The following is a 26,418-nucleotide window of genomic DNA, read 5'->3' as shown; positions in this document are numbered from 1 at the left end:
AGCGTGGCGACCTCCTCGGGCACTTCCAGCGTCACTTTCACCATGGCCGGGATTTCTCCCACGCCTCGGCCTGCTCCTGCCAACCCGCCCTTTCGCTCAGGCGATGCTCAGGATCAGATCCACACCCCTTCGGCGTGTTGGGGGATGACATCCCCGGGACCGTGGCCTGGCTCACCCAGCGCTTCGGAGGAAGCGCTCCTCCCGACGTCCCGAGCTCCTGCCGGGTCCTCACCGAGCTGTCGTCCGCCACGCCCTAGCGGGAACCCCAAGGAGCCCGCGCCCGAGCAGGAGGCGTGTGCTTCAAGCAGCGCCTCGGCATGGCACTCGACATGGGCTGACACGCCTGGCCCATCCCGAGCGAGTCACTCTGTCGCATCAAATTGGGCGTCTGGGATTCGGAGGACGGCGCCCGCGGGCAGGTGTGTCGACCGGGCCATTGACTTGTGGCCCGGTCTTCCCTGCACTGTCGCCATGGCCGCGCCTCGCGAGGTCCCCATCATCCTCGGCGTCTTCGTCGCCCTGGCCGCGATGATGGCTCACGTCCTCGCGACCCGCCTGGATGGGGCCTCGCCCCGAGCCGAGGGACCGCGTGTGGCTCCGCTCGCCGCGGAGGCACGAGTCCCCTCACCTCGGGACTGGGGCGTCATCGTGGGCGTCGGCGTCCTGGGGCTCGTGGCGCTCGGGGCGCAGGTCCGCTCCCGACGCGCGCGGTTGCGCGAGCAGGTCGCGATACCGCCGCGCTCGACCGAGGAGGCGCCGTCATCCGGGCCGTCCGTCGCGGACGCGCGGGCCTTCCTCGCCTGGCGCGGAGCGCGAAGGGTGCTGGCGCGCCGCACGGTCCTCGTCCTGGTGGAATGGAGCGCGTTCACGGCGCTGTCGCTGTGGCTCATGCTCCACGCGCCTTCCGGGGACTGGCCGGTGTTCGCCCTGCCGTGTGCCCTCCTGGTGGGGCCCTCACGGGTGTACGTGCGCTATCGGGAGGGGGAGTCGCTCTGGGCGCCGTGGCTCCTGGGCCTGTCGGTGCTCGTGCTCGCCATGACGCGCGAGCCGCGATGCACCTGGGGCCTGCTGCTCATCGCCGGCGTGTGTCAGGGCTGCGTGTGGCGACAGGAGCGGGCGCGCAGGGGCGTCACGTCGTCCGGTTGACGCCCTCGGCTCAACCTCCGGAGACCACGGCCAGGGCGCTCGCGGGGGACATGCCCTGGGCCACCAGCGAGAGCAGCACCGACTGTCTGAACTCGGGCGTGGTCAGCATCCAGCCGGGGATGATGTCCGGGAGCGAGGCGCTGACCATGCTCGCCGGTCCCAGGAGCGTGCGTCCCCATCGCTCGATGATGGCGCGGGCGAAGGCATCACTCTCGGGCGTGCGTCGCGCCGTGCTCCCCGTCCTGGGGCGACGGGCCGGCGTGGGCGCGGCCTCGGGCTCCAGCATGCCGGCGAACACCCGCATCAGCGTGGAGGTGACGACGCCCACGCCTCCGCCGACCGCGGACAGGCCACTCTGGATGGCGGTGCCGCCGATGATGCGGGCCATGCCGCCCTCGACGAAGCGCAGGCCGGCGTTGCCCGCCATGTGCTCGAGCAGGGTGATGGGGAGCAGCCGCGCCGCGGCCCCACCCGAGGGCAACAGCCTCGCGAGCGTCTGCGCCGACAGCCCCGAGGCCTCGAGAATCGCGCCCTGCATGATGCCGCAGCTGGTGGGGGTGCCCCGCAACCAGCGCAGGATGGCATTGCCTCCACGCTGGGCGACGGCGACCGCCTGCTCGATGCTGACGGCGGCCTCCGCGGCCTCGATGACCACGTAGGCGTTGGCTCGCCGCGCGACGCTCGCCGCCAGCTGGGGCGTCAGGGCCTGGGGCACCTCAGGGAAGAGCACGCGCAGCGGACCGCCGTGGAGCTTCAGGACCTGCCCCGCCGAGTTGCGGGCGTAGATGACGGCGTGATTCAGCCCGCCTTCCGTCACGGCGACCATGGCGCCGCGTCCCAGGGCTCGCTCCAGCTCGGCGGTCGCGGCCGTCCGCGTGGCGAAGACCGCGCCGCCCTCGCGACTGAAGGCCGCGGCCGTCTCTCGCGCCATCGCCTCCGTGAGGATTTCTCCGCCCTCGCGAACGACCAGCTCGCCCGCGGCTCGCCGGGCCACGGCGGTGCGGTAGCTGGCGACGGGGACCCGGATGAGCGCCCGGCCCGCGACGCCCGCGGCGCCCAGCGTGGCGAAGTCGACCATCATGAAGCCCATGCCCAGGGCGCGCAGGAAGAACGACTCCGCCTCGCGAATCTGCTGGACCGAGCCGTAGACGGGCACGAGCGCCCAGAGGCTCCTGGAGGGGTCCGGGGCGCCCGCCGCGTGACGCCGCTGGTTCTCCTCGGTGCTGTCGGAGGTGGCCCAGGTGACGACGCCCGCCACCAATCCGATTCCCGCCAGCACGAGCCACGGCGCGATGCGGTGCAGGTCCTCTCCGGCGCCCTCGGTCAGCTCATAGGGCGACTGGAGGAGGGCCGCGCGGGTGGCGCGCTCGGCCTCGCGCTCGGAGGGCCAGGAGGGCTCGCTGATGCGGCCCCGGCCCCCCCCGAGTCGCGCCTGGACGGTGTGCGCCAGCTCGTGCCCCAGGATGTGCCGCCCCGCGCCGCTCGCGACGTCGACGTCGCCACCCAGGACGATGTGGTCGCCCAGCGTGAAGGCCGCGGCGCCCACGGACCTCGCCGCCTGTCTCGCGGTGGGGCCGGTGTGCAGGCGCACTGGCGACAAGTCATAGCCGTAGGACTGCTCGAACGGCGCCCGGAGCCATGCGGGGACGGGGCTGCCACCCGCGAGTCGGGACAGGGGCTGTGCGGTAGGGCCCACGGGCGCGCGGGGCGTCAGCGCGGCGCGGAGCAGGTGGGTTCCGAACGCGCCCACCGTGGCCGCGACAGAGCTCGGGATGGCACCGAGAGAGGGCCCCGGGCTGACGGGAGCTCCACGGGTCTCCACCCTGCCCAGGGGACGGGTCGTCGCGCCACCGGGCATGGGCCGCAAGGCGCGCGCGGGCGGATACAGCGCGACGGTGCCGATGTCGAAGCGAGGGGCCCTGTCGGCGGACTCACCCCGGGAGACGTCCGGGGTGGGCGCGGTGGAGGGTTGTGGGGCGACCGTCCGGGTCACACGTGGAGGCGTGGCCTTCGGCGCCGGTGTGGGCGTGGATGTGCGAGCCGCGGAGTGCAACGAGCCCATGGATGTCCCCCTCGTCGGACCTGCGGGGACAGTGTACCCGAAAGGGGGGCGGAGGGCTGCCCGCCCCACCTCTGCGCGACGTCCCGGCTCAGCGCGCCTGGGAGATGCGGTTGTTGGTGCCGGTGTTGCTGATGCGCGGCTTCTTGCCCTTCTGGGGGCCCTGCTTCCAGACGACGCTGTTGTCGCTGCCCGTCGTCTCGATGCGGCGCACGGTGTGGGCGCTGACCTTGTTCTCGCTGCCCGTCACCTCGATGGACTCGCAGGTCCCGGTCAGGATGACCTGGTTGCTGGAGCCGACGATCTCCACCTTGCCGCCTTCGCCGCAGTCGTGCTTCACGGTGCGCTCGGAGTCGACCAGCTCGAGCGAGCCCTCGCTCTGGGACGACGTCTGCGCCGCGTCGTCGTCATCACGCGCCGCGGCGCCGTGGGCCTGGATGTCGACGCCCCCGCCGCGAACCCGGGCCGAGCCGTCGCGAGCCTCGATGGTGGCGCCCGGCGCCTTCACCCGGACGTTGCCGTCCTTGCCGACCTTGACCGACGCGGCCTCGTCCTCGTCCTGGGCGCTGGCGGACATCGACCCGAGCACACATGCGATGACGACGAAGGCCTTCGACTTGAATGGGTTGCGCATTGCGGTGGACCTCTTGTGTGGATGCACGCGCAATGTACGCACCGGCGGTGCGGAGATTCAAAATCCGCGCGATTCCTCGGGAGCCAGCCCCTGGATTGCAGTGGCCCTTCAGCTGGGCACCCGCGGCGGCAGGGCGCATGGCGGCGGTGTCCGAATCGTGCTTTCACGGGCGCCCATGATGGATGCGAACTCCGCAGGCCGGTGGCTCATCGTGCAGGCGGTCCGGCGACTCGTGGCGGGGTGGTCGTCCCGTGACGAGCAGCGTCGTCCTGGGGGGGCCTGGGTGCTGCTGTGGGGGCCCATCGCGCGCGACGAGGACCTCGAAGGGGCCACGGTGATGGTGCCGCTGCTCGCGGCCTGGTTCCTGACCGACGCCGGCTTCGTGCGGCGGGACGTGTGGAGCTACCTGCGCCACCGCGCGCTGCGGTACTCGTCCGTGTTCTCTCCGCTGGCGACCGAGGTGGGCGTGCTCGAGGTCGCGCTGTATCGCGGTGGGACCCAGGTGTACGCGGCGAGCCACCTGGGGCCCCGGGACGCCTACGGCGTGCGCCTGGAGCGGGGTCCGGATGGTGAGTTGCTGGAGCAGCGCGTCTGGGTCTCGTGACGGTGCGCCGGGGCCGGCGGTCCGTTTCGGAAGACCGCCTCGGCTCGTCAGCTTGCGACTGTGATGGGGGGACCGATGTTGGATGTCATAGGGGCCGAGGAGAATCGGTTCAGTGCGTGCCGGAACTTTTCTCCGCGGACTTCAGGAACCTGTTCCACGCGGTGAAGAAGCTCGCGTTGAAGAGCCTTGCTCTGCCATCCGAGACATGCACGCCGACGAGGTAGTGCTTGCCTTCGCGTGTCACCCAGACAGGGCCTCCGCTGTTCCCGGTGGCCGTTTCGATGTCGTACGTCATGAGGTTGTTGTCGATGCCGACGACGACGCCGCTGCCGAGATGGAGCTTGTTCGCAGGGTGGGAGATGTCGCCGCCGGGGTATCCTCCGAGGAAGAGCGCTTCGCCGACTCGAGGCACAACACGCTCGTCCACCAGGAACGGGTCATCATCCATGACACTCGTCCCCAGGTCGATGAACGCGAAGTCGAACTCGAACTTCCGCTCCGCACCATGCAGTCGCCATGCGTAGCCTGGTGCGGAGACCCGCTGCTTGATGTGTTCTCGATTCAAGCTCGCGATGACCGTTTCAGCGGTGGCCGTCTTCTGGTTGCAGCTGACGTCCACGTGGTCGAGCCACCCCAGGGGATAGTCGTAGACGTTGTGCGCCGCCGTGATGAGGTATCGCCCCTGGGCCAGCGCGGCGCTTCCCGTCGAGTAGACGTCGCCGATCCACAGCTTCTTGATGTTCCGCCGCCGGGTCGTCAGATGACACACGGCTTCCAGGGGGCTGGAGAGCTGTGTCACGGGCGACTGCTTCTCCCTGACGGAGGGGGCCACGGCTGGATGCGATTCATCTGGATACGGGTACGAGCCGAGGATGGAGCAGCCAGCGGTCGATGCGGCGAGGACGGCCCAGAGCGCGGGGTGTTTGCGGAGCATTGTTCCTGGAAGGGGCTGTGGGAGGGGAGCGGCGTGCGACAACGGCGTGGCCTGGTGCGTGTGGACGGCGACGTCCTCGGGAGCGGCGTTGCATGGCTCGATGGCGGCGAACAGGCGCTCGGGTGTGTGGGGCGTCACACCCGCAGCGTACCTGCCTCGACGCCCCTGGCTCGTGCCTTCCATCGCATCTCGGACCGAGAGAATTCTCGGATGGCGATGCTGTCCAGTCCTGGTGCGATTTCCGCGCGGGCCATTCGGGGCCGTGGCAGTTTTCGGGGCCATGTCGCGTGCCCGTGAATCGAAGAAGGTGGATGTCGCTGCGCTGATGAAGAAAGCGGATGCACTGCTGGACGAGATGCCACCGCAGCTCGACCAGGCGGTGGTCCTGCTGCGTCAGGTGGTGGCGGAGGACCCTGAGCATCTGCTGGCGCTCCACTCCTTGAGCTGGTCGCTGGACGCGACCCGGCGCATGGAGCCCCATCGCTGGGCGCGCGAGGTGAAGGCCGAGCACTGGGCACTGCGTGACCGCATCCTCGCGCTGACCCGGGGCACGAAGCCCGGTGGCAAGCTGACGCTCGCGCAGAAGGCCCGCGCGTTGGCCCTGAGCCAGTGGGCCGAGGACCTGGTGCGAGGTGCCCCGAGCGTGGCCCAGCTCGACGAGGTGGAGGCCGCGCTCGACGAGGCCGAGCGCCTGCGGCCCCTGCCGGACCATCAGCGTGGACGCCGCGGGCTCCAGGCCTGGCGCGCGCTCACCCAGGGCAAGAAGGAGCAGGGCTACCGCGAGCTGCTCTCCCTGCTCGAGGAGAACCCCGGCATGTGCGCCCAGGGCGTGACGGACGACGACGACCCGCTCAACTTCCAGGGCCTGGAGGGCGCCTTCTCCGACGAGGGCTTCCACGCGTGGCTGCGCAAGCAGAAGCCCGCGAAGAAGAAGGGCAAGGAGCTCGACAAGGGATTGCTGCTCGCGGCGGGGCTCGATGCCCAGCCGTTCTTCGGCCCGGGCTTCGAGGGCAACAGCCGCACGGGCCGGGTGCTGGCGCTGCTCGCATTGGGTGCGGACCTGGCGGTGAAGGACTCCCGCAAGCAGGGCGTGCTGCACCTCGCCGCGATGGTGGATGACGCCGGGCTGGTGAAGGAGCTGCTGCGCCTGGGTGTCTCCACGGACGCTGTCGATGGAGACAAGTCCACGCCCCTCCATGCCGCCGCGGAGCACGGCAGCGTGTCCTGCATCGGCCCGCTCGCGAAGGGAGGTGTGCCCGTGGATGCGCTCGACGGCTCGGGGCGCACCGCGCTCTTCGAGGCCCGGACGGCGCAGGTGGCGAAGGCGCTCATCGACGCGGGGGCCAACCCCAACGCGGGCAAGGGCTGGACGCCGCTGCACCAGCACGCGCGCTTCAAGGAGCGTGGGCCCGTCATCGAGGTCCTGCTCGCGGCCGGCGCGGACGTCACGCTGAAGAACTCCAGCGGTCAGACGCCGGTCCAGGAGGCGCTGGAGCACAAGCACGCGGCCCTCGCGCAATTGCTGGGAGCCAAGGCGCCCAAGGACAAGGCGGGCGCCCTGGACGTGCGGCCCCTGCTGGAGGCGCTGGAGCGTCGGCGCAAGGCGGTGCTCGCGTCCTGGTACTACGAGGGCGAGGACGTGGACGCCATCGAGCAGGTACTGAAGGGGCTGGAGCTGCAGGGTGCCACGTCGTGGGATGAGCTCGCGGCCGCGCTCCGGGGCGAGTTCCCCTGGACGGTCATGGCCCTGGTGGAGCTCGCGCGGGACGTGCTCCCCGCCGAGGAGAAGACGCCTGGCTTCATCCAGGCGCCGCGCTTCGTCCGGGGGAACCTGGTGGTGAAGGGTGACGTGCACCTGGACGCGCCCCTGCTGGTGACGGGGGACCTGACGGTGAACGGGGTGCTGCGCAACGCGGGCCTGGAGGGACTGCTCGCGGTGGGAGGCACGCTGCGCGTCAGCGGGTTGGACACGGACGGCGAGGTCATCGTCGGCAAGGACGTGGAGGCCCAGGTCGTCTGGGGTCACGGCAACGACACCTCGCTGCGGGTCGGCGGCGTGTTGAAGGCCGAGGTGGTCATCGCGGATGACCACGACGTGCAGGCGAAGGTGAAGGCGGAGCACCACTACGCGAATGGTGGGTTCGACGCCTCGGACGCGGCGCTCAAGAAGGTGTTCGTCCCGAAGGCCTTCAAGGGCAGGACGCTGGACCGGGAGAAGCTGTTCGACCTGCTGGGCAAGACGGGGGTGGTCCGGCTGTAGTCGGACGCGCCTGCGCAGCGCGGTTCCCGCCGTGACGGGCCCGTGGGTCCAGGTGGACGCACGGGCCCGGGCCGTCAGCGCACCTGGCTCACCAGCCACGTCTGGGCATCCGGACGGCTCCAGAACTCATCCCAGCCGCTGTGGGTGGTGCCCGGCATCACCGTGACCTGAATCTCCCCGGTGTAGTTGGGGCACTGGCGCAGCTGCGTCAGCACGCCGTCGGTGGGGTTGGTCCACTTCCACGCGTTGAACGTCCCGTCGCCCGAGTTGCCCGCGGCCCACAGCGGGAAGTCCGCGATGCTGCACAGCGGGTTGGCGACGGGCGACGTGTACGCCAGCGGCATCCCGCCCGCGTAGGTGCTCCGGTACTTGAGCAGCTGGTCATTCACCCCCGCGCCGCCGAAGGACAGGCCCGTCATCGTCACGCGGTCCGGGTCGATGTTGAAGCGGGTGATGGCCTCGAGCACCAGCGCGTGCGTGAGGTCCACGTTCCAGTACGTGTCATACGGCGGCGTCGCGCCGATGCGCGGCGCGTGCGGCGCGATGACCACCGCCGGGTACGTGGTGACAATCGCCTTGCCCGGGATGAGCTGCCGGATGAACCCCTCCGGATTCGAGAGCACCGTCGTGTGGTCCGAGCTGAGCGTCGTGCCGCCCCGGCCATGCAGCGACAGGACCAGCGGGTACTTCTTCAGCGGGTCCGCGCCGTACTCGATGGGCAGGAACACCGCCGTGTCATATGTCCCGCCGCGCGACCACACGTGAATCTTCCCCGCGCGCGCGTCCGCGGCCTGCGTGCCCGCGTGCACCTTGACGCTCACCGTGTCCGACACCGCGGCCCCGCCGTTGTCCGTGGCGGTGAACCGGAAGATGTACGAGCCCGGCGTCAGGTTGCTCGCCGTCACCGTCCGCGTCGTCGCCCCCGTCAGCGTGGCCGGCGTCGGGCCGAAGGCCTGCTGCCACTGGTAGGTGGCGATGGTGCCGTCCGTGTCGCTCGCCGTGCCCTGGAGCTGAACGGAACTGGCCGGCTGCACGATGGCCGTGTCGTTCCCCGCGAAGGCCGTGGGGGGCTGGTTGGCCAGCCGCGCGCCGCGCAGCTCCAGCTCCCGCACCCGGCACAGGCCGTCGGCGGAGGCGCGCTTGCACGACAGGCGCACGTAGCGCGTCTCCAGCGGCTGCGCCAATGAGAGCGTCCAGGTGGGCTGCGCGTTGTTCGTGACGGCGCCACCGGGCACGGGCTCGAAGCTGGCCGTGGTCGCCAGCCGGTGGTGGAAGTCGAAGTCGAGCATCTGCTGGCCCACGGTGTTGTCGCGGCCCGAGTACAGCGTGATGCCCTCGATGCGGTGGACGGCCTGCAGGTCCACCTCAATCCACTCGGGCGTCGTCGCCGAGGGCACCGAGGCTCCGGCCCACCGGTCCTCCGTGTTCAGGATGCCGTTGAAGGCCTTCGCGTTCGCGAACTGTGTCGGATACCCGTTGGGGTGGATGGAGGACGCCGTCGAGGGCTTGTTGAGCGCGACGTTCGTCGTCTGTGCCCAGGCGGGGAGGGCGACCAGCGAGAGGACCGCGGCGAGGAGGCTCGGGGGATGCCAGCGCATGAGGGGGACCTTTCAACAGGGAGGTGACGAAGCGCCACCGTGTTGCAAACGCATCGGCGCGGCGGAAGTCGCAAGGACGGGGTGCCCCCGCCCTGTCCCCCGGTACGGTGGATGCCGGGGACAGGGGGAGACGCGCCTACTGTCCGAGCACGACGCGGAAGATGCGCTCGTTGCTGTTGTTCGGGATGCTGTCCTTGTCACCCTGGTTGGTGGTGGTCAGCCAGAGGTTTCCGTCCAGCGTGGGCTCCACGGTGCGCAGCCGGCCGTAGGTGCCGACGAAGAACTGCTGCACGTTCGTCAGCTCCGTGCCGCTGATGACCTCGCGGTAGAGGCGGGCGCCCCGGGCGCAGGCCACGTAGAGGACGTCGCGCACCACGGCGATGCCCGAGCACGAGCCCGCCGCGGTGGTGTAGGTCTGCTTCGGTGCGATGTAGCCCGGCGTCGCGCAGCCCGAGCCCCCCTGGGACACGGTGCCCTCGCAGTTGGGCCAGCCGTAGTTGCCGCCGCGCTGGATGAGGTTCGTCTCGTCCATCACCGAGTTGCCGAACTCCTGCTCCCACAGCCGCCCCTGCGAGTCGAACGCCAGCCCCTGGGGGTTGCGGTGGCCGTAGCTCCACACGTAGTTGCCGAAGGGGTTGTCGGACGGGACGGTGCCGTCCGCGTTGAGCCGCAGCACCTTGCCGGCCAGGTTGTTGAGGTCCTGCGCGTAGGCCGCGTTCTGCGCGTCACCCGTGGCCGCGTAGAGCTTGCCGTCCGGCCCGAAGCGCAGCCGCCCGCCGTTGTGGAACTTGTTGCGGCCGATGCCCTGCAGCAGCACCTGGAGCGACGCCGTGTTCAGCGTCCCGTTCTCGTACCGCAGCCGGACGATGCGGTTGTCCGTGGGCGAGGTGTGCATGACGTACAGCCAGCGGTCCGTGGCGAAGGTTGGCGAGAGCACGATGCCCATCAGCCCGCCCTCACCGTCGGTGCTCTGCACGTTGGGCACCGTCCCTACTGACGTCTTCTGTCCCGTCACCGGGTCCAGGCGGATGATGTCCTGCGCGTCCCGGCGTCCGTAGAGCACCGCGCCGTCCGGCAGGCTGACCAGGCCCCACGGGATGTCCGTGTCCGTGGCCACCTGGGTGACGGAGCAGACGGGGTTGGTGCAGGCCTGGCCCGTCGTCACGCTCGCCGTGGTGCTCTGTGCGGACGCGTTGCCCTGCGCGTCCCGGGCGAGCACGCTGTAGACATAGGCGGTGTTCGCGGCCAGGCCGCTGTCGACGAAGGTCGTCGCGGGTGGGGCACCGGGCACCGTGGCCACCTGCACGCCGCCCCGGAACACGACATACGCGCTCACGCCCACGTTGTCCGTGGACGCCGTCCAGCTGAGTGTGACGCTGGTGCCCGTGGCGGTGGCGGTGAGGCCCGTGGGGATGCTCGGGGCCTGGGTGTCCACCTGGCACGGCGGCGGGGTGATGCTCAGCGTGGCGCTGCCCTGAGAGACGTTGCCCGCGGCGTCGCGCGCATTCACATACAGACCCCACGTGGCGCCGGGGACCACCGTCAGCCCGGTGGAGAGGACGGCGCCGGAGACGGACTTCATGAGCTGACCGTCGTGGTAGACGTCGTAGAAGGCGACGCCCTGGTTGTCCGTGGACTCGGCCCAAGAGAGCGTCGCCGTGTTGCACGTCAGGTTCGTCACCACCAGCCCCGTGGGCACGGTGGGCGGCTGGGTGTCCGCCGGCAGGTTCCACTGCTGGTTCGTCTGGCCGTTGCAATCCCAGACGATGACCGGCGAGCTGTTCGCGGTGGCCCCGCCGGACACGTCCAGGCACAGCGAGGACGCGGTGTGGACCACCGTGCCGTTGGCGTTGCGGACCCAGCGCTGGCCTGCCGCGCCCGTGCAGGCGCTGATGACCGCGCGCGCTCCGGCGGTGGCGGTGGACGGCTGCACGCACCAGGCGCCGTCGAACACGCGCAGCTCGCCCTCGGGCGTGAAGAGGAACCGCTGGTTCCCCTGCCCGTGGCAGTCGTAGATGTTGAGGCCCTGGCCCGATGTCTGGCTGTTCTGTGACACGTCCAGGCAGCGGCCGGACTGCGCGCTGATGAGCCGCGTGCCCGCCGTCACCGCGGCGGACTGAGACTCGAGCTCCTCGCGGCCTGGCTCCGGCGTGGTTTCACAGGCGGCGAGGGTGGCGAGACATGCGGCGAGGATGATGCGGCTTGCTGCGACGGGCGGCGGACGACGAGTCATTGCCACGCTCCTTGTTTTCCGTCTTTTTCATGGTATCCATGTGCGGGCTCAAGCAATCTTCGGGTGTCGTGTGCCGCGGATGTTGAACTCCCGGCACGAGCGGCGTGCCCCTGTCGCACCTCGACGTGGGTTTTCGCAATCCGATGACATCTTTGCGGCGAGAGCGGAAGCTCGCGCGAGGGCTCGGCGCTGAACCCAGACGGGCCCGAGGGCCTCGTCGCACCGTCCTCGCCGCGCAGGATTTGCGCGCCTTTTCGGTGGGCGCGCATTCCTTTCGCCACGGGTGTAGCCGTCACCCGGGGGCCGGTTTTTTTGTCCAAGTCTTGTTCAAGTTCCGCTTCCGCATCGCATGGGCATTGTTAGGTTGCGCGGCGTGCTCTCCGCGCCCCGCACCGTCCTGGCCGTGAGTCTCGGCATCGCGCTCGGCGTCGCGGTGGGCCTGGGCGGCTTCACCTTCGTCTACGCGAAGGGCGCGTCGTATCTGCGGGACGACCCGGCCGCGTGCGCCAACTGCCACATCATGAATGAGCAGTACGACGGCTGGCGCAAGAGCAGCCACCACGCGGTGGCCACCTGCAACGACTGTCACACGCCGGCGGGCTTGATTCCCAAGTACTACACGAAGGCGAGCAACGGCTTCTGGCACTCGTACTACTTCACCACCGGCACCTTCCCGGACCCCATCCGGCTGCGTCCGGGCAACCGGGTGGTGACGGAGAGCGCGTGCCGCAAGTGCCACGCCTCGATTGTCGAGGCCATCGAGACGCCCCCCGCGGGCCACGAGCAGGTGGCCCCCGGTGAGCAGCTCCAGTGCCTCACCTGCCACAACTCGGTGGGCCACCCCGAAGGCTCGGGCAACCCCGAGCTCATCCGTCAGGAGATTGCACGATGACCGAGCCCCAGAAGGCTCCTGGGAAGCCGCGCCGGTTCAGCGGCGTCCGGCTGGTGGTGGCGGTGGCCGTGGCGGCCGCGCTGGCCTCGGCGGGCGTCACCGCGCTCCTGGTCAACATCATGGAGCGCAAGCAGGAGGCGCGAAATCCGTTCTACCGGGTGGTGGAACTGGACGACACCATCACCGACCCCGCCGTGTGGGGGAAGAACTTCCCGCTCCAGTACGACAGCTACAAGCGCACGGTGGACCAGCAGCGCACCCGCTACGGCGGCAGCGAGGCCGTGGCGCGCACGCCCACGAAGGCGGACCCGCGCTCGGTGGTGGCGCAGAGCCGGCTGGAGGAGGACCCGCGCCTGGTGACGATGTGGAGCGGCTACGCCTTCGCCACCGACTTCCGCGAGGAGCGCGGACACGCGCACATGCTCGAGGACCAGGTCTTCACCGAGCGCCAGCACGTGACGGCGCAGCCGGGCACCTGCATCCACTGCCACGGCAGCGTGTACGTGCCCTACAAGAAGCTGGGCGACGGGGACCTCATCAAGGGCTTCGAGAAGATGAACCAGCTGCCCTTCGCCGAGGCCCGGAAGCTCGTGGACCACCCGGTGTCCTGCATCGACTGCCATGACCCCACGACGATGCAGCTGCGCGTCACGCGCCCCGGCTTCATCGAGGGCATCGCCGCGCTCAAGGCCAGCCAGGGCGTGCCCGACTTCAAGGTGAACGAGCACGCCACCCGCCAGGAGATGCGCACGTACGTCTGCGGGCAGTGCCACGTCGAGTACTACTTCAAGGGCAAGGAGAAGCGCCTGACGTACCCGTGGGCCAAGGGCATCCACATCGAGCAGATCATGGCCTACTACGACGAGGACGGGCACACCGACTGGACGCACAGGCTCACGGGCGCCAAGGTCCTCAAGGCGCAGCACCCCGAGTTCGAGATGTACAACCAGGGCATCCACGCCAGGAGCGGCGTGGCCTGCGCGGACTGCCACATGCCCTACCAGCGCGAGGGCGCCATGAAGGTCAGCGACCACCACGTGCGCAGCCCGCTGCTCAACATCAACCGCGCCTGCCAGACGTGTCACAAGTGGAGCGAGGCGGAGCTGCTCAGCCGCGCGGAGACCATTCAAACGCGCACGTTCGAGACGCGAAACATCGCCATGGACGCGCTGGTGGACCTCATCCACGACCTGCAGAACGCCCAGAAGGCGGGCGTGTCCGACGAGGCGCTGGCCAAGGCGCGGGACTACCAGAAGCGCGCCCAGTTCTACCTGGACTTCGTGGAGGCGGAGAACTCGATGGGCTTCCACGCGGACCAGGAGGCGGTGCGCATCCTGGGCAACTCCATCAACTTCTCGCGCCTGGGACAGAACGCGCTGCGCCCCGAGGGCGGGGCCTCCACCGCGCCGGACACGCGGCCCCAGGGCGCGCCGGGGCCGGTGCCGCCGCCCGCGGAGGGCACGCGGTGACGCGTCGGTGAGACACGGGGCGGACGGGCTTCCCGCCCCGTGCTTCACGTCACGCGAGACGACTCAGGGACAGAAGCAGGCGCCCTGGCAGTCGAAGTCGCGATGACAGCTGCGGGGGCCACACGCGGCGGTACAGCACTCCAGCGTGCCGTCGTCGTTGCTCGTGGCGTCGCGCGTCCACTTCCGCGGGCAGCTGGCCATCGCCGAGACTTCGCTCTCGGAAGAAGGCGCCTCGCTGGAGACGGCCCCGGGCGAGCGCGTCGTCAGTCCAGCAGGGAGGGGATGGGGAGGATGGCGTCGAGCGGCTGGCCTCGGCCGAGCTGACCGTCGGAGTTGCTGCCCCAGGACCAGACGGTGCCATCCGGCTGGACGACCAGCATGTGCTCGCCGCCCACCGCGAGGGACGTCGCGCCGCTGGTGATGCCGGACACCTGGACGGGGGCCGCGCCGCCACCCCAGGCGCCGTTGCCAGCCTGACCCCAGGGCGTGTTTCCGCCCGTCCACAGCTCGCCAGTGAGGGTGATGGCCGCGGACGCGTCCTCGCTGGTGACCACCTCGAGCATCCCCGGGATGACCATGGGACGCGGGCTGTAGTTGCTGGGGCTGCCGAGTCCCATGCCGGCACGGGAGGCGCCATGGCCCCAGCTCATCCCGCTCCCATCCGCCAGCAGCGCCATTCCGTGGTGGGTGCCGCCGCCGATGGCGAGGACATTGCTCAGCCCCGGAATCAGGACGGGCGTGAGCCGCTGGGTGGTCGTGGTGTCGGCGAGCTGGCCATAGTCATTGCGTCCCCAGGCCCAGGCGGACCCGTCGTAGCGGATGGCGTAGGACGTGTGAGGTCCCGCGACGACCTTCATCACGTCGCTCAGGTTGGAGACCTGGACGGGCGTGGTCCGGGAGACGAGCGTTCCATCCCCCAGGGCGCCGTGGGTGTTGTCGCCCCAGGCAAAGACCGTCGAGTCGTCGCGCAGGGCGAGGCGGTGGGTGGCGCTGGTCGAGATGGCGATGATGTTCTGGAGTCCCGGCACCTGCGTGGGCGTCAGCGTGCCGCCGCCCCAGGCCCAGACCGTGTTGTCGTCGCGCAGGGCCAGGGACGTCCGGCCCGCCGCCGCGATGGCGATGATGTTCTGGAGTCCCGCGACAGGCGCGGGGAGGACGCGGCGCGAGGTGGTCCCATCGCCCAGCTGCCCCGCCTCGTTGGAGCCCCAGGACCAGACGGTGCCCTGGGCGCTCAGCAGCAGGGAGTGCGCGGCGCCGGCCGCGACGGCGAGGGTGGGCTCGGTGAGCGGGATGAGTCCGGGGAGCGGATACAAGGTGACGGCGCCGTCACCGCGCTCGCCCTCATGGCTGGCTCCCCAGGTCCAGAGGGTGCCATCGCTGCGCAGCGCCAGGGCATGCGTCTCGCCTCCGGCGACCACCGAGACGCCTGTCAGCCCCGACACCTGGACCGGGGTGGCGCGGCGCTGCTTGGTGCCGTCTCCGAGCTGGCCCTGGGTGTTCTCGCCCCAGCTCCACACGGTGCCGTTGGACTTGAGGGCGAAGGAGGTGTCGAGGCCGGCCGAGACGTCGGTGACGCCGGTGAGCCCGGCCACCTGGACGGGGGAGAGCTGGAACGTATAGGTCGTCGGGTCCTGCATCCCCCAGCTCCACACGGTGCCGTCCGACCTCGCGGCCAGCGTGTGCCTGGGGCCGATGCTCACGGCCACGACGTTCGTCAGACCGGGCACCTGCACGGGGACCATGCTGTTGCCCTGGGTGTTGCCCAGGCCCAGCATCCCGAACTGGTTGCTCCCCCAGCACCAGAGCGTGCTGTCCGAGCGGATGGCACAGGAGGTCTTGTGCCGGGCGAACACGGCGACGACGTTCGTCAGCCCGGGGACGGGCGCGGGGGCGTAGCGGGTGCTGTCGACGCCTCCGTCGCCGAGCTGGCCTTCACCGTTGTAGCCCCAGGCCCACACCGTGCCATCGCCCTTCACCGCGAGGGTGTGCATGTCTCCGGCGGCCACCGCCACGACGCTTGTCAGGTTCGGGACCTGGACGGGCGTGGGGCGAAAGCCGACGGGGCCGTAGGGAAAGTCAGGGGTGCCCAGTTGTCCATGGGTGCCATCGCCCCAGGTCCAGACGGTGCCTCCCGAGCGGAGCGCCACGGAGTGGTAGTCGCCCGCGGCCACGGAGGTGATGGACGTCAGGCCGGGGACCTGCACCGGCGTGGCAGTGCTGGCCGTGCCGGGCTGGCCGAGCTGGCCTCGGAGGTTCTGCCCGGCGGCCCACACCGTTCCATCCGCGCGGATGGCGAGCGAGTGGCGGCGATTCGCGGCGAGCTTGACCCGGGGCCGCGTGCGGGAGATGGCGGCCTCATGTCTGCCTTCAGCCGGATGGTCGACGCCCGCCTCCTGCTGACCACAGCCCACGGACAGCAGGAGTCCCAGCGTGATACCCAATACATCGCGCAACCGTGATGACGACGGATGTGACATTCGACCCTCGTGTGAGATTGGAGCGGCGTCGAGACGAGGGCTCGGACTTCTTATTTAATGGGGGTAATCCGAGAGAGGCGTGGTCGTGCTTCCGCCGTGAAGACTTCGTCCCTCCGGGCGGAGCGTTCGTCACGCGCCCGGGCGGTTTCGCCACATCCCCTGCGTCACGTTCGTCAGCGCCCGGTACGAAACGCTCCTCCAGCGCCACCGGCGTCTCCGGCGGCCCGTAGCGAGGAGCGTGTGCATGCATCGCCCGATGTCCTTCAACGGCCTCTTCCTGGCGAGCGCCCTCACCCTGGCCTTCGTGCCCGGGTGTCAGGACGCCCCGCCCATCGACTCCACTCCCGAGCCGCTCGGCACCGTCTCGCAAGGGCTCACCTGCGGCGGCAGCCTCATCCCCGTCATGTCGGCCCGCGACAACCCCGTCAGCGGCCTCGTCATCGCCTCCAGCGAGTTCAATGCTTCCAACCCCGCCTGGCACGCGGTCGACGGCAGCGACAGCACCATGTGGCTCACCGCGAGCGGCCAATCCACCGCCTGGCTCACCTACGAGTTCTTCGACGGCGCGCGCACGCTCTCCCACTACGCCATCAAGTTCTCCAATGGCTCACTCAACAACCGCGCGCCGCGCGACTGGACGCTCCAGGGGTGGTCCGGCAGCGCGTGGAACACGCTGGACACCCGCACGCAGCAGACGAACTGGGGCGCCACCGAGGAGCGCGAGTTCTCCATCACCACCCCCGGCGCATACAGCAAGTACCGCCTCATGGTGACCGAGGACAACACCGCCGGCACGGGCGTGGATGTGCTCTCCATCGGCCGGCTGTCCTTCTACAACTGCGCCTGCGCCACCATCGTCAATCAGGTGCCCGCCATGACGAGCGCCACCGCGCCCTCGGGCACCGTCACGGGCTCCGGCTTCCTCCAGGCGGGCAATGAGCCGTGGAAGGCCTTCGACGACGTCGACACCTCCGCGTCCATGTGGCTCTCATCGAAGGCGACGCCCTCCTGGCTCTCCTACGAGTGGCCCGGCGCCGCGCGCGTCCTCACCCGCTACGCCCTCAAGTTCCCCAACGGCGAGGCAGCCACCCGCGCTCCGAAGAGCTGGACCCTCCAGGCCTGGAACGGCACCGCCTGGGTGGTCGTCGACAGGCGCGTGGACGAGTTCAACTGGGCGAGCGGCGAGCGGCGCGAGTACCCGCTCAGCCTCCCCAGGGCCTTCAACCGCTTCAGGCTCGACATCACAGACGACAATGACCCGCGCGCCGGCGTGGAGGCCGTCGCCCTGGCGCGCGTGGAGTTCCTCGGCTGCGAGCGCGACACCACGCCGCCCGTCGTCCCCTCGTTCTCCGCCTTCACGCCGGCCTCTCCTGGCAACCAGACGTCCATCATCCTCAACGGCGTCACCGAGGGGAACGCCACCGTGCGCCTCTTCTCCGGCGGCACCTGCGCGGGCTCGCCCATCGCGACCTTCCCGGCCACGGGCTCGGGCGCCTTCTCCCGCGCGCTCACCGTGGCGGCCAACACCACCACCACGTTCTCCGCGAAGGCCGAGGACCTGGTCGGCAATACCTCCGCGTGCTCCGCCGCCGTCAGCTACACGCACGACAACGTCGCGCCCGTCACCCCCTTCCAGCTCGCCTTCGTCCCCAGCGCCACGGGCTCCGAGCTGAACCCGCAGCTCGAGGGCCGCACCGAGGCCGGCGCGGTCGTGCTCGTCTTCCGGAGCGCCAACTGCTCGGGGTCCGTGCCGACCACCGCCACGGCGCACGCCACCACCGGCGTCTTCAGCACCAACCGGGCGGTGTTCGCGAACACGGTGACGACCTTCTCCGTGCGCGCCGTGGACGCCGCGGGGAACCTGTCGGGCTGCACGTCCGTGGCGTACACGCATGACTCCGTCGCGCCGCCCGCGCCGACCTTCACCGCGGGGCTGGTGCCCCTGTCCCAGGGCTCCATCGTCGCCGGCGTGCGTGTCCAGGCCGAGCCCCGCTCGCGCCTCTTCCTCTTCTGGGGGAATGACTGCTCCAACCCGACGAGCACCGATGTCGCGGTGGACAGCAGCGGCAACGCGCTGGTGCCCCTGGTCGCAAGCCAGGTCGGCGTCCCCATGTCCTTCCGCCTCCGGGACATGGCGGGCAACCTGTCGCCGTGCGTGGCCGTCGAGGAGACCTGCTTCGCGGGTTTCCGCGACTGCGACGGTGACCCGGTCAACGGCTGTGAGACCTCGGTGATGGAGGACGCGGCGAACTGCGGTGCGTGCGGCACCGTGTGCGCTGGCGCGCCCTCCGCCAGCGGCGTCTGCGGCGCGGGCACCTGCGGCCTCGCCTGCGCGGTGGGCACCTTCGACTGCGATGGCAGCCCCCTCAACGGCTGCGAGTCCAGCACGGCCTGCGCGCCCGGCGTGTGTCAGGTGTCGCCGGAGAACGAGCTGCTCATCACGGCGCTGCCCGTGGTGGAGGACCCGGTGCGGACCGTCAACGGCGGCGCCTGGACGTTCGGCACGCTGATGCGGCGCATGAACGGCGGCCAGAATCCGTCCGAGATGATTCGCACCTGGCTCAAGACGTGGGAGACGAACCAGGTCATCGCGGGCCTGCCCGTCGCCGGACGTCCGAGCATCCTCCCCGACGTGCTCACGCCCTGGGAGACGCGCAGCGGCGGCCCGTCCGCGCCTCTCGACTTCAACACCGCGCCCTTCCGGCTGCTCGCCATCGTCAACCGCATCGACCTGCGCAGCGAGGGCACGCACTCGGGCGAGGGGCGCTTCGTCTTCGGGGTCACCACGCCCGCGGGGCTCGACCTGCCCTTCACCGTCATCCTCGAGTACCTGCTGCCCGGCGACGGCCCGGAGGACATCCAGCGCTGGGCGCGGGACTGGCACGAGCTGGGCTCGCTGCCGCTCGGCAGCCCTCTCTACAACGCGAAGCTCCAGGCCCTCACCGACCGCTTCACCGAGCCCTTCGTCGCGCAGGGCCGTTTCATGGGCAGCGCCATCCACCAGGTGCGCACCAACGAGAACGCGCTGAACCCGCTGTGGGAGCTGCGCGAGTTCCACTTCGGCCCGAACGGACTCGTCCCGTCTCCCGTGGCCCTCACGCCCGAGCTCAGCCTCAACAACTCGCCCCGGCTCGCGAGCTTCGTGCAGGAGAACGCCGCGGCCATCCTGGCCGGCACGCACGAGGTGCCCTCGCTGTACCAGGGACAGGCCTTCGTCGCCGGCTCGGCCCTGACGCCCTTCGGCCTGACGTGGTCCATCCCCGGTGCGGACCCGGAGGTCCGGCATCGCTTCTCGCTCAACACCTGCAATGGCTGCCACGCGGGTGAGACGCAGACGCCGTTCCTCCACGTCTTCCCGCGCTCCGCGGGGGCACCCTCGTTCCTGTCGCCCTTCCTCGTCAGCGCGCAGCCCGTGCCGGACCCGCTCACGGGCACGCCCCGCGTCTTCAACGACCTGGGACGACGGGATGAGGATCTGGAGACGCTGGTGTGCGGCGCTCCGCAGGCGCTGGCGCCGAGCCTGGGCGCGGTGGGGGCGCTGAAGGGCTCGTCGGCGCCGAAGTCGGACGCGGTGCCGGGCTTCCCGCCGCGCTCGAACCTGCCCCCGGGCCGCGTGCACTGACGCGCGGACGTCGTCACCGGAAATGAACGGGCCGGGCTCCAGGTCACGTGCATGGAGTCCGGCCCGAGTGTTTTCGCGAAGTGGGTCCGGCTACTTCTTGGAGCTGCGCAGGTAGCGATAGAACTCCGAGTCGCTCCCGAGGAAGAGCGAGGTGGAGCGGTCCATCACCTGGGGGTAGGCCTCCAGGGTGCGCATGAACTGGTAGAACTCCGCGTCGCGACCGAAGGCGTCGGCGTAGATGCGCGTCGCCTCGGCGTCGGCCTTGCCGGTGATCTCCTGCGCCTTGCGGTAGGCCTCGGAGCGGATCTCCTTCAGGTCGCGCTCGCGCTGGCCGCGAATCTCCGCGGCGCGGCCCATGCCCTCCGAGCGTGAGCGCTCCGCGGTGCGCCGCCGCTCGGAAATCATGCGCTCGAAGACCTTCACCTGGACCTCGTCGACGTAGTTGATGCGACGAATCTGCACGTCCACCAGCTCCACGCCGAACTCCTTCACGATCTCCGCCGCGCGCAGGCGGATCTGCCGGGTGAGCTTGTCGCGGCCCTGGGCCACCTGCTCCAGCGACTCGCCGCGCTCCTCCTCGGTGGTGTACTCGTCGTCCTCGAACGGGCGGTTGGTGGAGCGCACCGCTTCAATCAACGCGAAGGACGCGATGGTGTTGCGCGTCTCGCCGTCGATGATGTCGTCCAGCCGGGACTGCGCGTTGCGCTCGTCGCGCAGGCGCTGGAAGAAGCGCAGCGGGTCGACGATGCGCCAGCGGCCGAAGGTGTCCACCCAGATGTACTTCTTGTCCTTGGTGGGAATCTGGTTCGGGTCGCCGCGCCAGTCGAGCCAGCGCTTGTCGAAGCGGTTCACCGTGTCGACGAAGGGCTGCTTGAAGTGCAGGCCCGGCTCGGTGATGGACTGGCCGCGCGGCTGGCCGAAGCGGGTGATGACGGCCTGCTCGTGCTCGCTCAGGGTGTACGTGCTGGAGAAGCCCAGCACGATGGCGAGCACCGCGACGCCGAGGACAATCGTTGCCACGCGGCTCATCGGTGGGCCTCCGTCGTGTGCGCCGCGCCGGCGGCCGCGGAGTCCGGGCCATCCATGCGCAACATGGGCGTGAGGCCCTTGAGGTTCTCGTCCATGACGACCTTCTGCCCGGTGCTGGTGAGCACCTGGCTCACGGTCTCCAGGTACATGCGGCGGCGGGTGACCTCGGGCGCCTTGCGGTACTCCTCGTAGACGCGGGTGAAGCGCTCGGCCTCGCCCTTGGCGCGGTTGACGCGCTCGATGGCGTAGCCCTCCGCGGAGCGCAGCGCCTCCTCGGCCTCGCCCTTGGCGCGCGGGATGGCGCGGTTGAGCTCGGCGAAGGCCTCGTTGATGGCGCGCTCCTTCTCCTGGATGGCCTGGTTGACCTCGTTGAAGGACGGCTTCACGGGGTCGGGCGGGTTGACGTCCTGGAGGACCACCTGCTGGATGTCCACGCCCGTCTCGTAGCGGTCCGCCAGATCCTGGAGGAGCAGCTTGGACTGGGTGGCCACCGTCTGACGGCCGGTGGTGAGGACCTCGTTGACGGAGTGGTCCCCGACGACGGCGCGCATCGACGCCTCGGAGATGTCTCGCAGCATCCCCTCCACGTTCTTCACCTTGAAGAGGTACTTGTACGGGTCCTTGATCTTGTACTGGACGATCCACTCGACCACGGCGACGTTGAGGTCGCCGGTGAGCATCAGGGACTCGCGCTTCATGTCGGCGCCGCTGGCGGCGTAGGACGTGTTGCGCGCGCCCACCGACTCGGTGCGGAAGCCGAACTCCGCCTTGAGCTGGCGCTGCACCGGCACCTTGACGATGCGGTCGATGCCGTACGGCAGCCGGAAGTGCGGACCCGGCTCCACCGTGTCCACGAAGCGCCCGAGCCGCAGGATGACGCCGACCTCGTCGGGCTCTACCTGCGCGTAGCTGGTGAACAGGCCCACCAGCAGGGCCAGACCGATGCCACCGAAGAGCAGCCGGCGGCCCAGGCCTCGTTTGAGCTGCCTGCGCAGCTCATCCAGCACATCACCAGGATCCCGGCCATTCGGCTCGGGCTTCAATACGCGTGGGTCCCATGCCATCCTTCAGTCTTTGGACTACATAACATCCAGATGCAAGCGGTAACCCGGTCGCCGAGTGAAACAAGGGGCCACCTGGTTCCCTGGTGGCCCTCGCGAGATGGCGAGCACTCGGTGCCGGTCGTCCGGCTCACCGCGCGAGGCGCAGGCGCAGGGAGGGGGCGAGCTTGAGGGAGAAGACGCCGAGCACGCTCACGGCCTGGCTCGCGAGCATCACGAAGCCCAGGGGCGACAAGGTGGCGGAGTGGGCGAGCATGAGGGCCACGCTCCCCAGGACCCAGGTGCCGTCCACCAGCAGGTGCACCAGGAGCATGCTCGTGGCGACGGGCGATTGGGTGGAGGCCCACGCGTTGATGCCGGCCCAGGGCACCAGGAACACGCCCAGGCCGAAGAGGAAGGCTGGCGGCAGTGTCCAGCCCGCGAGCGTGGTGAGCGGGGTGGCGACGAACAGCAAGGTGACGCCCATGCTGAAGGCGGCGAAGGCATCCAGGCGATAGACGAGGCGGTCGTTCATGGGGAATCCTCGGGTGATGGGATGCCTCGAAGACTCGGTGTTGCCTCGACTGCCCCGCAATGACCTGGGAGGGAAGTGTGTGGCCGCCTCGCGTGTGGGCGCGCGATGAAGCGGACCGCGCTCCGCGAGGTCGAGGTGTCGACCCGGCGTCCGCGCAAGGGTGTCCCGAAGCCCCGGAGCGAGTTGGGGGCGTTGCTCAAGGACTGGCGCGCGTCGCGGGGCAAGAGCCAGCTGGCGCTGTCGTTCGACGCGGAGGTGTCGCCCCGGCATCTGGCCTTCATCGAGTCGGGCCGGACGGAGCCCAGCCAGGACATGGTCCTGCGATTGGCGGAGGCCTTGGGCCTGGGCTTGCGTGAGCGCAACGCGCTGCTGGTCGCGGCGGGGTATGCGCCCCAGTTCGGTGAGAGTGATTGGGACAGTGAGGAGATGCGCGAGCTGCGACAGGCGGCGGCGCTGATTCTCGGCGCGCACGAGCCGCATCCGGCGCTGGCGCTGGACGCGGCGTCGACGGTGCTGGATGCGAACGCGGGGGCGCTGGCCATGATGGGGCTGGGGCGCGACGCACTGGGGCGCACCAACCTGATGGACCTGGTCTTCGCGCCCGGGCGGGTCCGCTCCGCGATTGGGAACTGGCAGGACATCGCGGGTTACCTGCTCGGGCGGTTGAAGGAGAACGCGCGCCTGCGGGGGCCCGGGTCCGAGGTCGCGAACGTGCTGGCGCGAGTGCTCACATACCCGGACGCGCGAGAGCTCCCCGCGAGGATGCCTGGCCGCTCCGCAGGCGTCCTGGTTCCGCTGACGTTCGTGGTCGACGGCGTCGCCACGCAGTGGTTCACGACCGTGACGACCTTCGGGGCGCCGCTGCATGCCCTGGCGGAGGAGGTCACCATCGAGCAGTTCTATCCCCGTTGAGGTCCTCGACGGCGTGAGGGTTTACGACGTCTGCCTTCTGTCCTGGCGGCATTCTTCCACCCGGTTGTCTGTGCGCGAGGGATGGGGCTTCTGTCCTCTCCAGGCAATGGCATAGGGTTGTCGCCAAACCCTGCTCGTGCAATCGGGAGGTACTGTCATGGACAGCGTGAAGTCCTACTCAGACTTCGAGAAGGAAGTGGACCCCCACGGGGATGCGCGGGCCGAACCGCTCATCATCCAGTTCGGCTTCCCGGGCAGCGGCTCCACGTTCGTCTGGCAGGTGCTCAACTCCATCCTGGGCAACGTGAAGAAGACCCACAAGTGTCCCCAGTTCCGGCCGGAGGACCGCGTGGTGGTCACGGTGCGGGACTTCCGAGACATCCTCTGTACCTACTTCAAGCGCGCCAACCTGCCTGTCACCAAGGCGAGCATCGACTTCCTGGTGAAGGAGCACGCGGAGGACAACTCCTCGTTCAGCGATTTGTACCGCGTCAGCGAGACCTGGGGCGACCGGAAGAACGTGCTCTGGCTGCGGTACGAGGACTTCTTCGGCAACTTCGACTACCTGTTCGGGCAGATCGAGCGGTTCTTCGGGATGAAGCTCACGGACGAGCAGAAGGAGCGGGCCCGCTCGAGCTACTCGTTGGAGGCGAACAAGGCGCGCTCCGAGCGCGTCGCCGTGGTCTGCAGGCAGGAGGGCGGGGCGGGGTGGATCGACGAGAAGTGGCAGGCCTACACCATCGACGGCATCAACGGGCTGCACGTCACGGGCGATGGCTCGGTGGGCAAGTGGCGGCAGATCATCCCGAAGGAGTGGCACGGCTACGTCAACGAGCTCCTCGCGGAGCCCCTGAAGCGCTACGGCTATCCGCTGGAGTCCTGAGGAGGCGTTCTCCGCATGAAGCTATCGGCTCGTGGTGAAGAGGTCCTGGCCGCCGTCAACGACTCGGGCCTGAGCGTCGAGGAGAAGGCCGTGCTGGCGCGCGCGCTCCAGAAGAGCGTGGCGCGGGCGGGGCTGCTCCTCGGTCATCTCTCCTTCGGCGTGCGGGACATCGCGCGCGCCATCGCGTTCTACGACGCGGCGCTGGCGCCGCTGGGCTACACGCGGGTGTGGAGCTCGGAGCGCTCGGCGGGTTACGGCCCGGAGGGAGAGGGAGACACGCTGGCGCTGTTCCTGCGGCCGGAGGCCACGCCGCCCGGTGACGGCTTCCACCTGGCCTTCAATGCGCCGAGCCGGGAGGCCGTCGACGCCTTCCACGCCGCGTGCTTGAAGCACGGGGGCAAGGACCAGGGGGCTCCTGGCCTGCGTCCGCACTACAGCGATACGTATTACGCGGGCTTCGTGACGGACCCGGATGGGCACAAGCTGGAAGCCGTCCATCAGCTGGGCTGAGCTTTCCGACGCGTGCGCGCTCGAGCGCCTCTTTGATGTCCTCGGACACGATGAGCGCGATGGTCCATCCCCATGTCCGGAACACCTTGGCGTCGCCCACTCTCGTGGGGTCGATTCGCATGCCCGCGACGCCCCGGCCAGCAGGACGACGGGGTACGCGCGCGTGCCGGACGCGGAGACGAAGAATCCCATCCATTAGGATCGACGCGTTCAGCAGGGCTTGCCCGAGGAGGGCAGGTGGAAGGCCGGCGCAGGATGCGTGCGGCCCTCCGGCGCGAGAAGGACCCGTTACCCGGGAGTGACGGGTCCACTTCGCGCTCCGCCTCACGGACGCTGCTGCGCGAGCATCCAGCTCAGCACCTTCGGCTCCTGGTAGACGCGGTCCCAGATGAAGTGGCCGCCATCGTGGAAGAGGGTGAAGAGCACCGGCTTCGCGAGAGGATTGCCGCTGGCGTCCTGCGCCGCCTGTCCGTCGACCCACTTGAACATTTCTGATGTTCCTGTGATTGGGTTGCCGTTGCAACCCGACTTCATTACCGGGCTTCAGTCGTCGTCGTGGTCGTCGTCCTCGTCACCGTCCAGGTCGTCGTCGTCGAAGGCGTCGATGGAGCGGCGCAGGTTGTTCTCGATGGTGGAGCGGGCGGACGCGTCGCGCGGGTCCAGCCGCTGTCCGTTGCCATCGACGAACCAGCCGGTCGGGTCGATGTTGAGCGTGATGTTGGGCTCCTGGCCCTCCTTCACCTCGAAGCGCGCCTCGCGCTCCTGCTCCAGGCGGACGCTGGAGACGAAGCTGAAGGGCTGCCCGTCGATGTGGCCATCGATGATGACCGAGGCGCCGAGCTCGGCGAGCTCCCGCAGGGGCGCGTCCTGGCCCGCCTGGGCGACGGTGACCTTGCCGATGTCGAACTCGATTTCATCGAAGATGCCGGGCGTCACCCGCAGGTTGCCCACGGGGACGATGCGGCCATTCAGGTCCTCCGCGGACAGGTCGATGAGGACGGGCCCCAGCCGCTGCTCGTCGTCATCGCGCGGGCGCAGCTGGTCATCGTCGTCGTCCCGGTCGTCGTCGTGATCATCGCCCTCGTACTCCAGCTCCAGCTCGCGCACGGACAGGCGCACCCGGTCCAGCGTGATGCCGGCGGCGGGCTCCTCTTGCTGAGCGCTCTTGCCGACGGCCTGGGCGCCACGCGCCGCACCCACCCGGGTGCTCAGTCCGACCTTGACGCTGTCCTCATTGCCGCACGCCGCGAGCAGCATGGCGGACACGCACAATCCGATGAATCGCATACCTTCCATCTCCTGGTATCGAGGGACCTGGCGAGCGACGTCTCCGGCCTGCCGCCGCCCGAAAATCCCGGTCTGGAAATGAAGGAGCCTTGAGGCCCGAATCGGCCACATCACCTCGCCTGCATGAAGGGCGGCGTGGCCGAAACGGGGCCCGTGACTCCTTCCCATGAGACAGGTACTGACTGGGGAGACATGGTTTGTGCGCGTGCCTCGAGATGGGAGTGCCTCCGGTGGTCCGGAGCCCTCTTCGTGTGCTCCCAGGTGGACGCACGTGGGGATGCGTGGGGGATGGGC

Annotated in this window: 20 protein-coding genes; 9 read left to right on the top strand and 11 right to left on the bottom strand. The window is 69.7% G+C overall.

What is annotated here, in order from left to right; all coding sequences use genetic code 11:
- The first annotated feature begins 471 nt into the window (after positions 1–471).
- Positions 472–1,146: a hypothetical protein gene (locus FL311_RS22645; protein WP_141327806.1), complete on the top strand. Its 675-nt coding sequence runs from the start codon at positions 472–474 to the stop codon at positions 1,144–1,146.
- A 10-nt stretch (positions 1,147–1,156) separates the two neighbouring features.
- Here the strand turns inward: FL311_RS22645 and FL311_RS22640 are convergent, their stop codons facing one another.
- On the bottom strand, positions 1,157–3,139 hold the full coding sequence (locus tag FL311_RS22640; RefSeq protein ID WP_194869323.1) for a DUF4157 domain-containing protein: 1,983 nt from the start codon (positions 3,137–3,139) through the stop codon (positions 1,157–1,159).
- Between the two features lie 157 nt (positions 3,140–3,296).
- On the bottom strand, positions 3,297–3,839 hold the full coding sequence (locus tag FL311_RS22635) for a DUF3060 domain-containing protein (RefSeq protein ID WP_141327802.1): 543 nt from the start codon (positions 3,837–3,839) through the stop codon (positions 3,297–3,299).
- 175 nt (positions 3,840–4,014) lie between these two features.
- Here FL311_RS22635 and FL311_RS22630 point away from each other — a divergent pair, with 175 nt between their 5' ends.
- The gene (locus FL311_RS22630) at positions 4,015–4,443 is read left to right on the top strand and encodes a hypothetical protein (protein ID WP_141327800.1); all 429 of its coding nucleotides are present in this window, start codon (positions 4,015–4,017) and stop codon (positions 4,441–4,443) included.
- 109 nt (positions 4,444–4,552) lie between these two features.
- On the opposite strand, the gene FL311_RS22625 is transcribed toward FL311_RS22630, so the two are convergent.
- Entirely contained in the window at positions 4,553–5,275 is a 723-nt protein-coding gene (locus FL311_RS22625; protein ID WP_194869322.1) for a serine protease, read from the bottom strand.
- A gap of 427 nt (positions 5,276–5,702) precedes the next feature.
- On the opposite strand from FL311_RS22625, the gene FL311_RS22620 reads away from it, so the two are divergent.
- A complete protein-coding gene (locus FL311_RS22620; protein WP_228557004.1) occupies positions 5,703–7,637 on the top strand; it encodes an ankyrin repeat domain-containing protein in 1,935 nt (644 codons plus the stop codon).
- Between the two features lie 74 nt (positions 7,638–7,711).
- On the opposite strand, the gene FL311_RS22615 is transcribed toward FL311_RS22620, so the two are convergent.
- Positions 7,712–9,235, bottom strand: coding sequence for a discoidin domain-containing protein (locus FL311_RS22615; protein WP_141327794.1), 1,524 nt, complete (start codon positions 9,233–9,235; stop codon positions 7,712–7,714).
- A 136-nt stretch (positions 9,236–9,371) separates the two neighbouring features.
- Positions 9,372–11,468, bottom strand: coding sequence for a lectin (locus tag FL311_RS22610; protein WP_141327792.1), 2,097 nt, complete (start codon positions 11,466–11,468; stop codon positions 9,372–9,374).
- A gap of 373 nt (positions 11,469–11,841) precedes the next feature.
- Between FL311_RS22610 and nrfH the strand changes: the two genes are divergently transcribed.
- Together nrfH and FL311_RS22600 are read left to right on the top strand one after the other, a co-directional pair.
- The gene (gene nrfH, locus FL311_RS22605) at positions 11,842–12,360 is read left to right on the top strand and encodes a cytochrome c nitrite reductase small subunit (RefSeq protein ID WP_194869320.1); all 519 of its coding nucleotides are present in this window, start codon (positions 11,842–11,844) and stop codon (positions 12,358–12,360) included.
- On the top strand, positions 12,357–13,829 hold the full coding sequence (locus FL311_RS22600) for an ammonia-forming cytochrome c nitrite reductase subunit c552 (protein WP_141327790.1): 1,473 nt from the start codon (positions 12,357–12,359) through the stop codon (positions 13,827–13,829). Before nrfH ends, FL311_RS22600 begins: the two co-directional genes overlap by 4 nt.
- Positions 13,830–14,092: 263 nt before the next feature.
- Here FL311_RS22600 and FL311_RS22595 read toward each other — a convergent pair whose 3' ends face one another.
- Positions 14,093–16,306, bottom strand: a complete 2,214-nt coding sequence (locus FL311_RS22595; RefSeq protein ID WP_141327788.1) for an RCC1 repeat-containing protein — start codon at positions 16,304–16,306, stop codon at positions 14,093–14,095.
- 244 nt (positions 16,307–16,550) lie between these two features.
- Between FL311_RS22595 and FL311_RS46145 the strand changes: the two genes are divergently transcribed.
- Positions 16,551–19,928 carry an Ig-like domain-containing protein gene (locus tag FL311_RS46145; RefSeq protein WP_141327786.1) on the top strand — a complete coding sequence of 1,126 codons (3,378 nt, stop codon included), beginning with the start codon at positions 16,551–16,553 and terminating at the stop codon, positions 19,926–19,928.
- Between the two features lie 90 nt (positions 19,929–20,018).
- On the opposite strand, the gene hflC is transcribed toward FL311_RS46145, so the two are convergent.
- The 3 genes from hflC to FL311_RS22575 form a co-directional block, all read right to left on the bottom strand.
- The gene (hflC, locus tag FL311_RS22585) at positions 20,019–20,957 is read right to left on the bottom strand and encodes a protease modulator HflC (protein WP_141327784.1); all 939 of its coding nucleotides are present in this window, start codon (positions 20,955–20,957) and stop codon (positions 20,019–20,021) included.
- Positions 20,954–22,021: an FtsH protease activity modulator HflK gene (gene hflK / locus FL311_RS22580; RefSeq protein ID WP_141327782.1), complete on the bottom strand. Its 1,068-nt coding sequence runs from the start codon at positions 22,019–22,021 to the stop codon at positions 20,954–20,956. Before hflK ends, hflC begins: the two co-directional genes overlap by 4 nt.
- A 127-nt stretch (positions 22,022–22,148) precedes the next feature.
- Positions 22,149–22,532: a hypothetical protein gene (locus FL311_RS22575; protein WP_141327780.1), complete on the bottom strand. Its 384-nt coding sequence runs from the start codon at positions 22,530–22,532 to the stop codon at positions 22,149–22,151.
- Positions 22,533–22,637: 105 nt separating this feature from the next.
- Between FL311_RS22575 and FL311_RS22570 the strand changes: the two genes are divergently transcribed.
- The 3 genes from FL311_RS22570 to FL311_RS22560 all read left to right on the top strand — a co-directional run bounded on the left by FL311_RS22570 (position 22,638) and on the right by FL311_RS22560 (position 24,837).
- Complete coding sequence (locus FL311_RS22570; protein WP_141327778.1) at positions 22,638–23,444, top strand: helix-turn-helix domain-containing protein; 807 nt, start codon at positions 22,638–22,640, stop codon at positions 23,442–23,444.
- A 157-nt stretch (positions 23,445–23,601) separates the two neighbouring features.
- The gene (locus FL311_RS22565) at positions 23,602–24,327 is read left to right on the top strand and encodes a sulfotransferase domain-containing protein (protein ID WP_141327776.1); all 726 of its coding nucleotides are present in this window, start codon (positions 23,602–23,604) and stop codon (positions 24,325–24,327) included.
- Between the two features lie 15 nt (positions 24,328–24,342).
- On the top strand, positions 24,343–24,837 hold the full coding sequence (locus FL311_RS22560) for a VOC family protein (RefSeq protein WP_141327774.1): 495 nt from the start codon (positions 24,343–24,345) through the stop codon (positions 24,835–24,837).
- A 324-nt stretch (positions 24,838–25,161) separates the two neighbouring features.
- Here the strand turns inward: FL311_RS22560 and FL311_RS22555 are convergent, their stop codons facing one another.
- Positions 25,162–25,326 (bottom strand): hypothetical protein, encoded by a 165-nt coding sequence (locus tag FL311_RS22555; RefSeq protein WP_153882701.1) that lies wholly within the window; start codon positions 25,324–25,326, stop codon positions 25,162–25,164.
- Positions 25,327–25,380: 54 nt separating this feature from the next.
- Positions 25,381–26,124 (bottom strand): hypothetical protein, encoded by a 744-nt coding sequence (locus FL311_RS22550; RefSeq protein ID WP_153882700.1) that lies wholly within the window; start codon positions 26,122–26,124, stop codon positions 25,381–25,383.
- Between the last annotated feature and the right edge of the window lie 294 nt (positions 26,125–26,418).

Source organism: Myxococcus sp. AB025B (genome assembly GCF_006518215.1).
GTDB lineage: Bacteria > Myxococcota > Myxococcia > Myxococcales > Myxococcaceae > Myxococcus > Myxococcus fulvus.
Note: the sequence above shows the minus strand (reverse complement) of the source record. Positions and strands in the feature narration are given on the sequence as shown.

Coding starts and splice junctions, on each gene's coding strand:
- FL311_RS22550 (WP_153882700.1), bottom strand. CDS start 26,124: ATGCGATTCATCGGATTGTGCGTGTCCGCCATGCTGCTCGCGGCGTGC.
- hflC (WP_141327784.1), bottom strand. CDS start 20,957: ATGAGCCGCGTGGCAACGATTGTCCTCGGCGTCGCGGTGCTCGCCATC.
- FL311_RS22555 (WP_153882701.1), bottom strand. CDS start 25,326: ATGTTCAAGTGGGTCGACGGACAGGCGGCGCAGGACGCCAGCGGCAAT.
- FL311_RS22645 (WP_141327806.1), top strand. CDS start 472: ATGGCCGCGCCTCGCGAGGTCCCCATCATCCTCGGCGTCTTCGTCGCC.
- FL311_RS22560 (WP_141327774.1), top strand. CDS start 24,343: ATGAAGCTATCGGCTCGTGGTGAAGAGGTCCTGGCCGCCGTCAACGAC.
- FL311_RS22570 (WP_141327778.1), top strand. CDS start 22,638: ATGAAGCGGACCGCGCTCCGCGAGGTCGAGGTGTCGACCCGGCGTCCG.
- FL311_RS22620 (WP_228557004.1), top strand. CDS start 5,703: ATGAAGAAAGCGGATGCACTGCTGGACGAGATGCCACCGCAGCTCGAC.
- FL311_RS22610 (WP_141327792.1), bottom strand. CDS start 11,468: ATGACTCGTCGTCCGCCGCCCGTCGCAGCAAGCCGCATCATCCTCGCC.
- FL311_RS22565 (WP_141327776.1), top strand. CDS start 23,602: ATGGACAGCGTGAAGTCCTACTCAGACTTCGAGAAGGAAGTGGACCCC.
- FL311_RS22630 (WP_141327800.1), top strand. CDS start 4,015: ATGATGGATGCGAACTCCGCAGGCCGGTGGCTCATCGTGCAGGCGGTC.
- FL311_RS22600 (WP_141327790.1), top strand. CDS start 12,357: ATGACCGAGCCCCAGAAGGCTCCTGGGAAGCCGCGCCGGTTCAGCGGC.
- FL311_RS22635 (WP_141327802.1), bottom strand. CDS start 3,839: ATGCGCAACCCATTCAAGTCGAAGGCCTTCGTCGTCATCGCATGTGTG.
- FL311_RS22615 (WP_141327794.1), bottom strand. CDS start 9,235: ATGCGCTGGCATCCCCCGAGCCTCCTCGCCGCGGTCCTCTCGCTGGTC.
- FL311_RS22595 (WP_141327788.1), bottom strand. CDS start 16,306: ATGTCACATCCGTCGTCATCACGGTTGCGCGATGTATTGGGTATCACG.
- hflK (WP_141327782.1), bottom strand. CDS start 22,021: ATGGCATGGGACCCACGCGTATTGAAGCCCGAGCCGAATGGCCGGGAT.
- FL311_RS22575 (WP_141327780.1), bottom strand. CDS start 22,532: ATGAACGACCGCCTCGTCTATCGCCTGGATGCCTTCGCCGCCTTCAGC.
- FL311_RS46145 (WP_141327786.1), top strand. CDS start 16,551: ATGCATCGCCCGATGTCCTTCAACGGCCTCTTCCTGGCGAGCGCCCTC.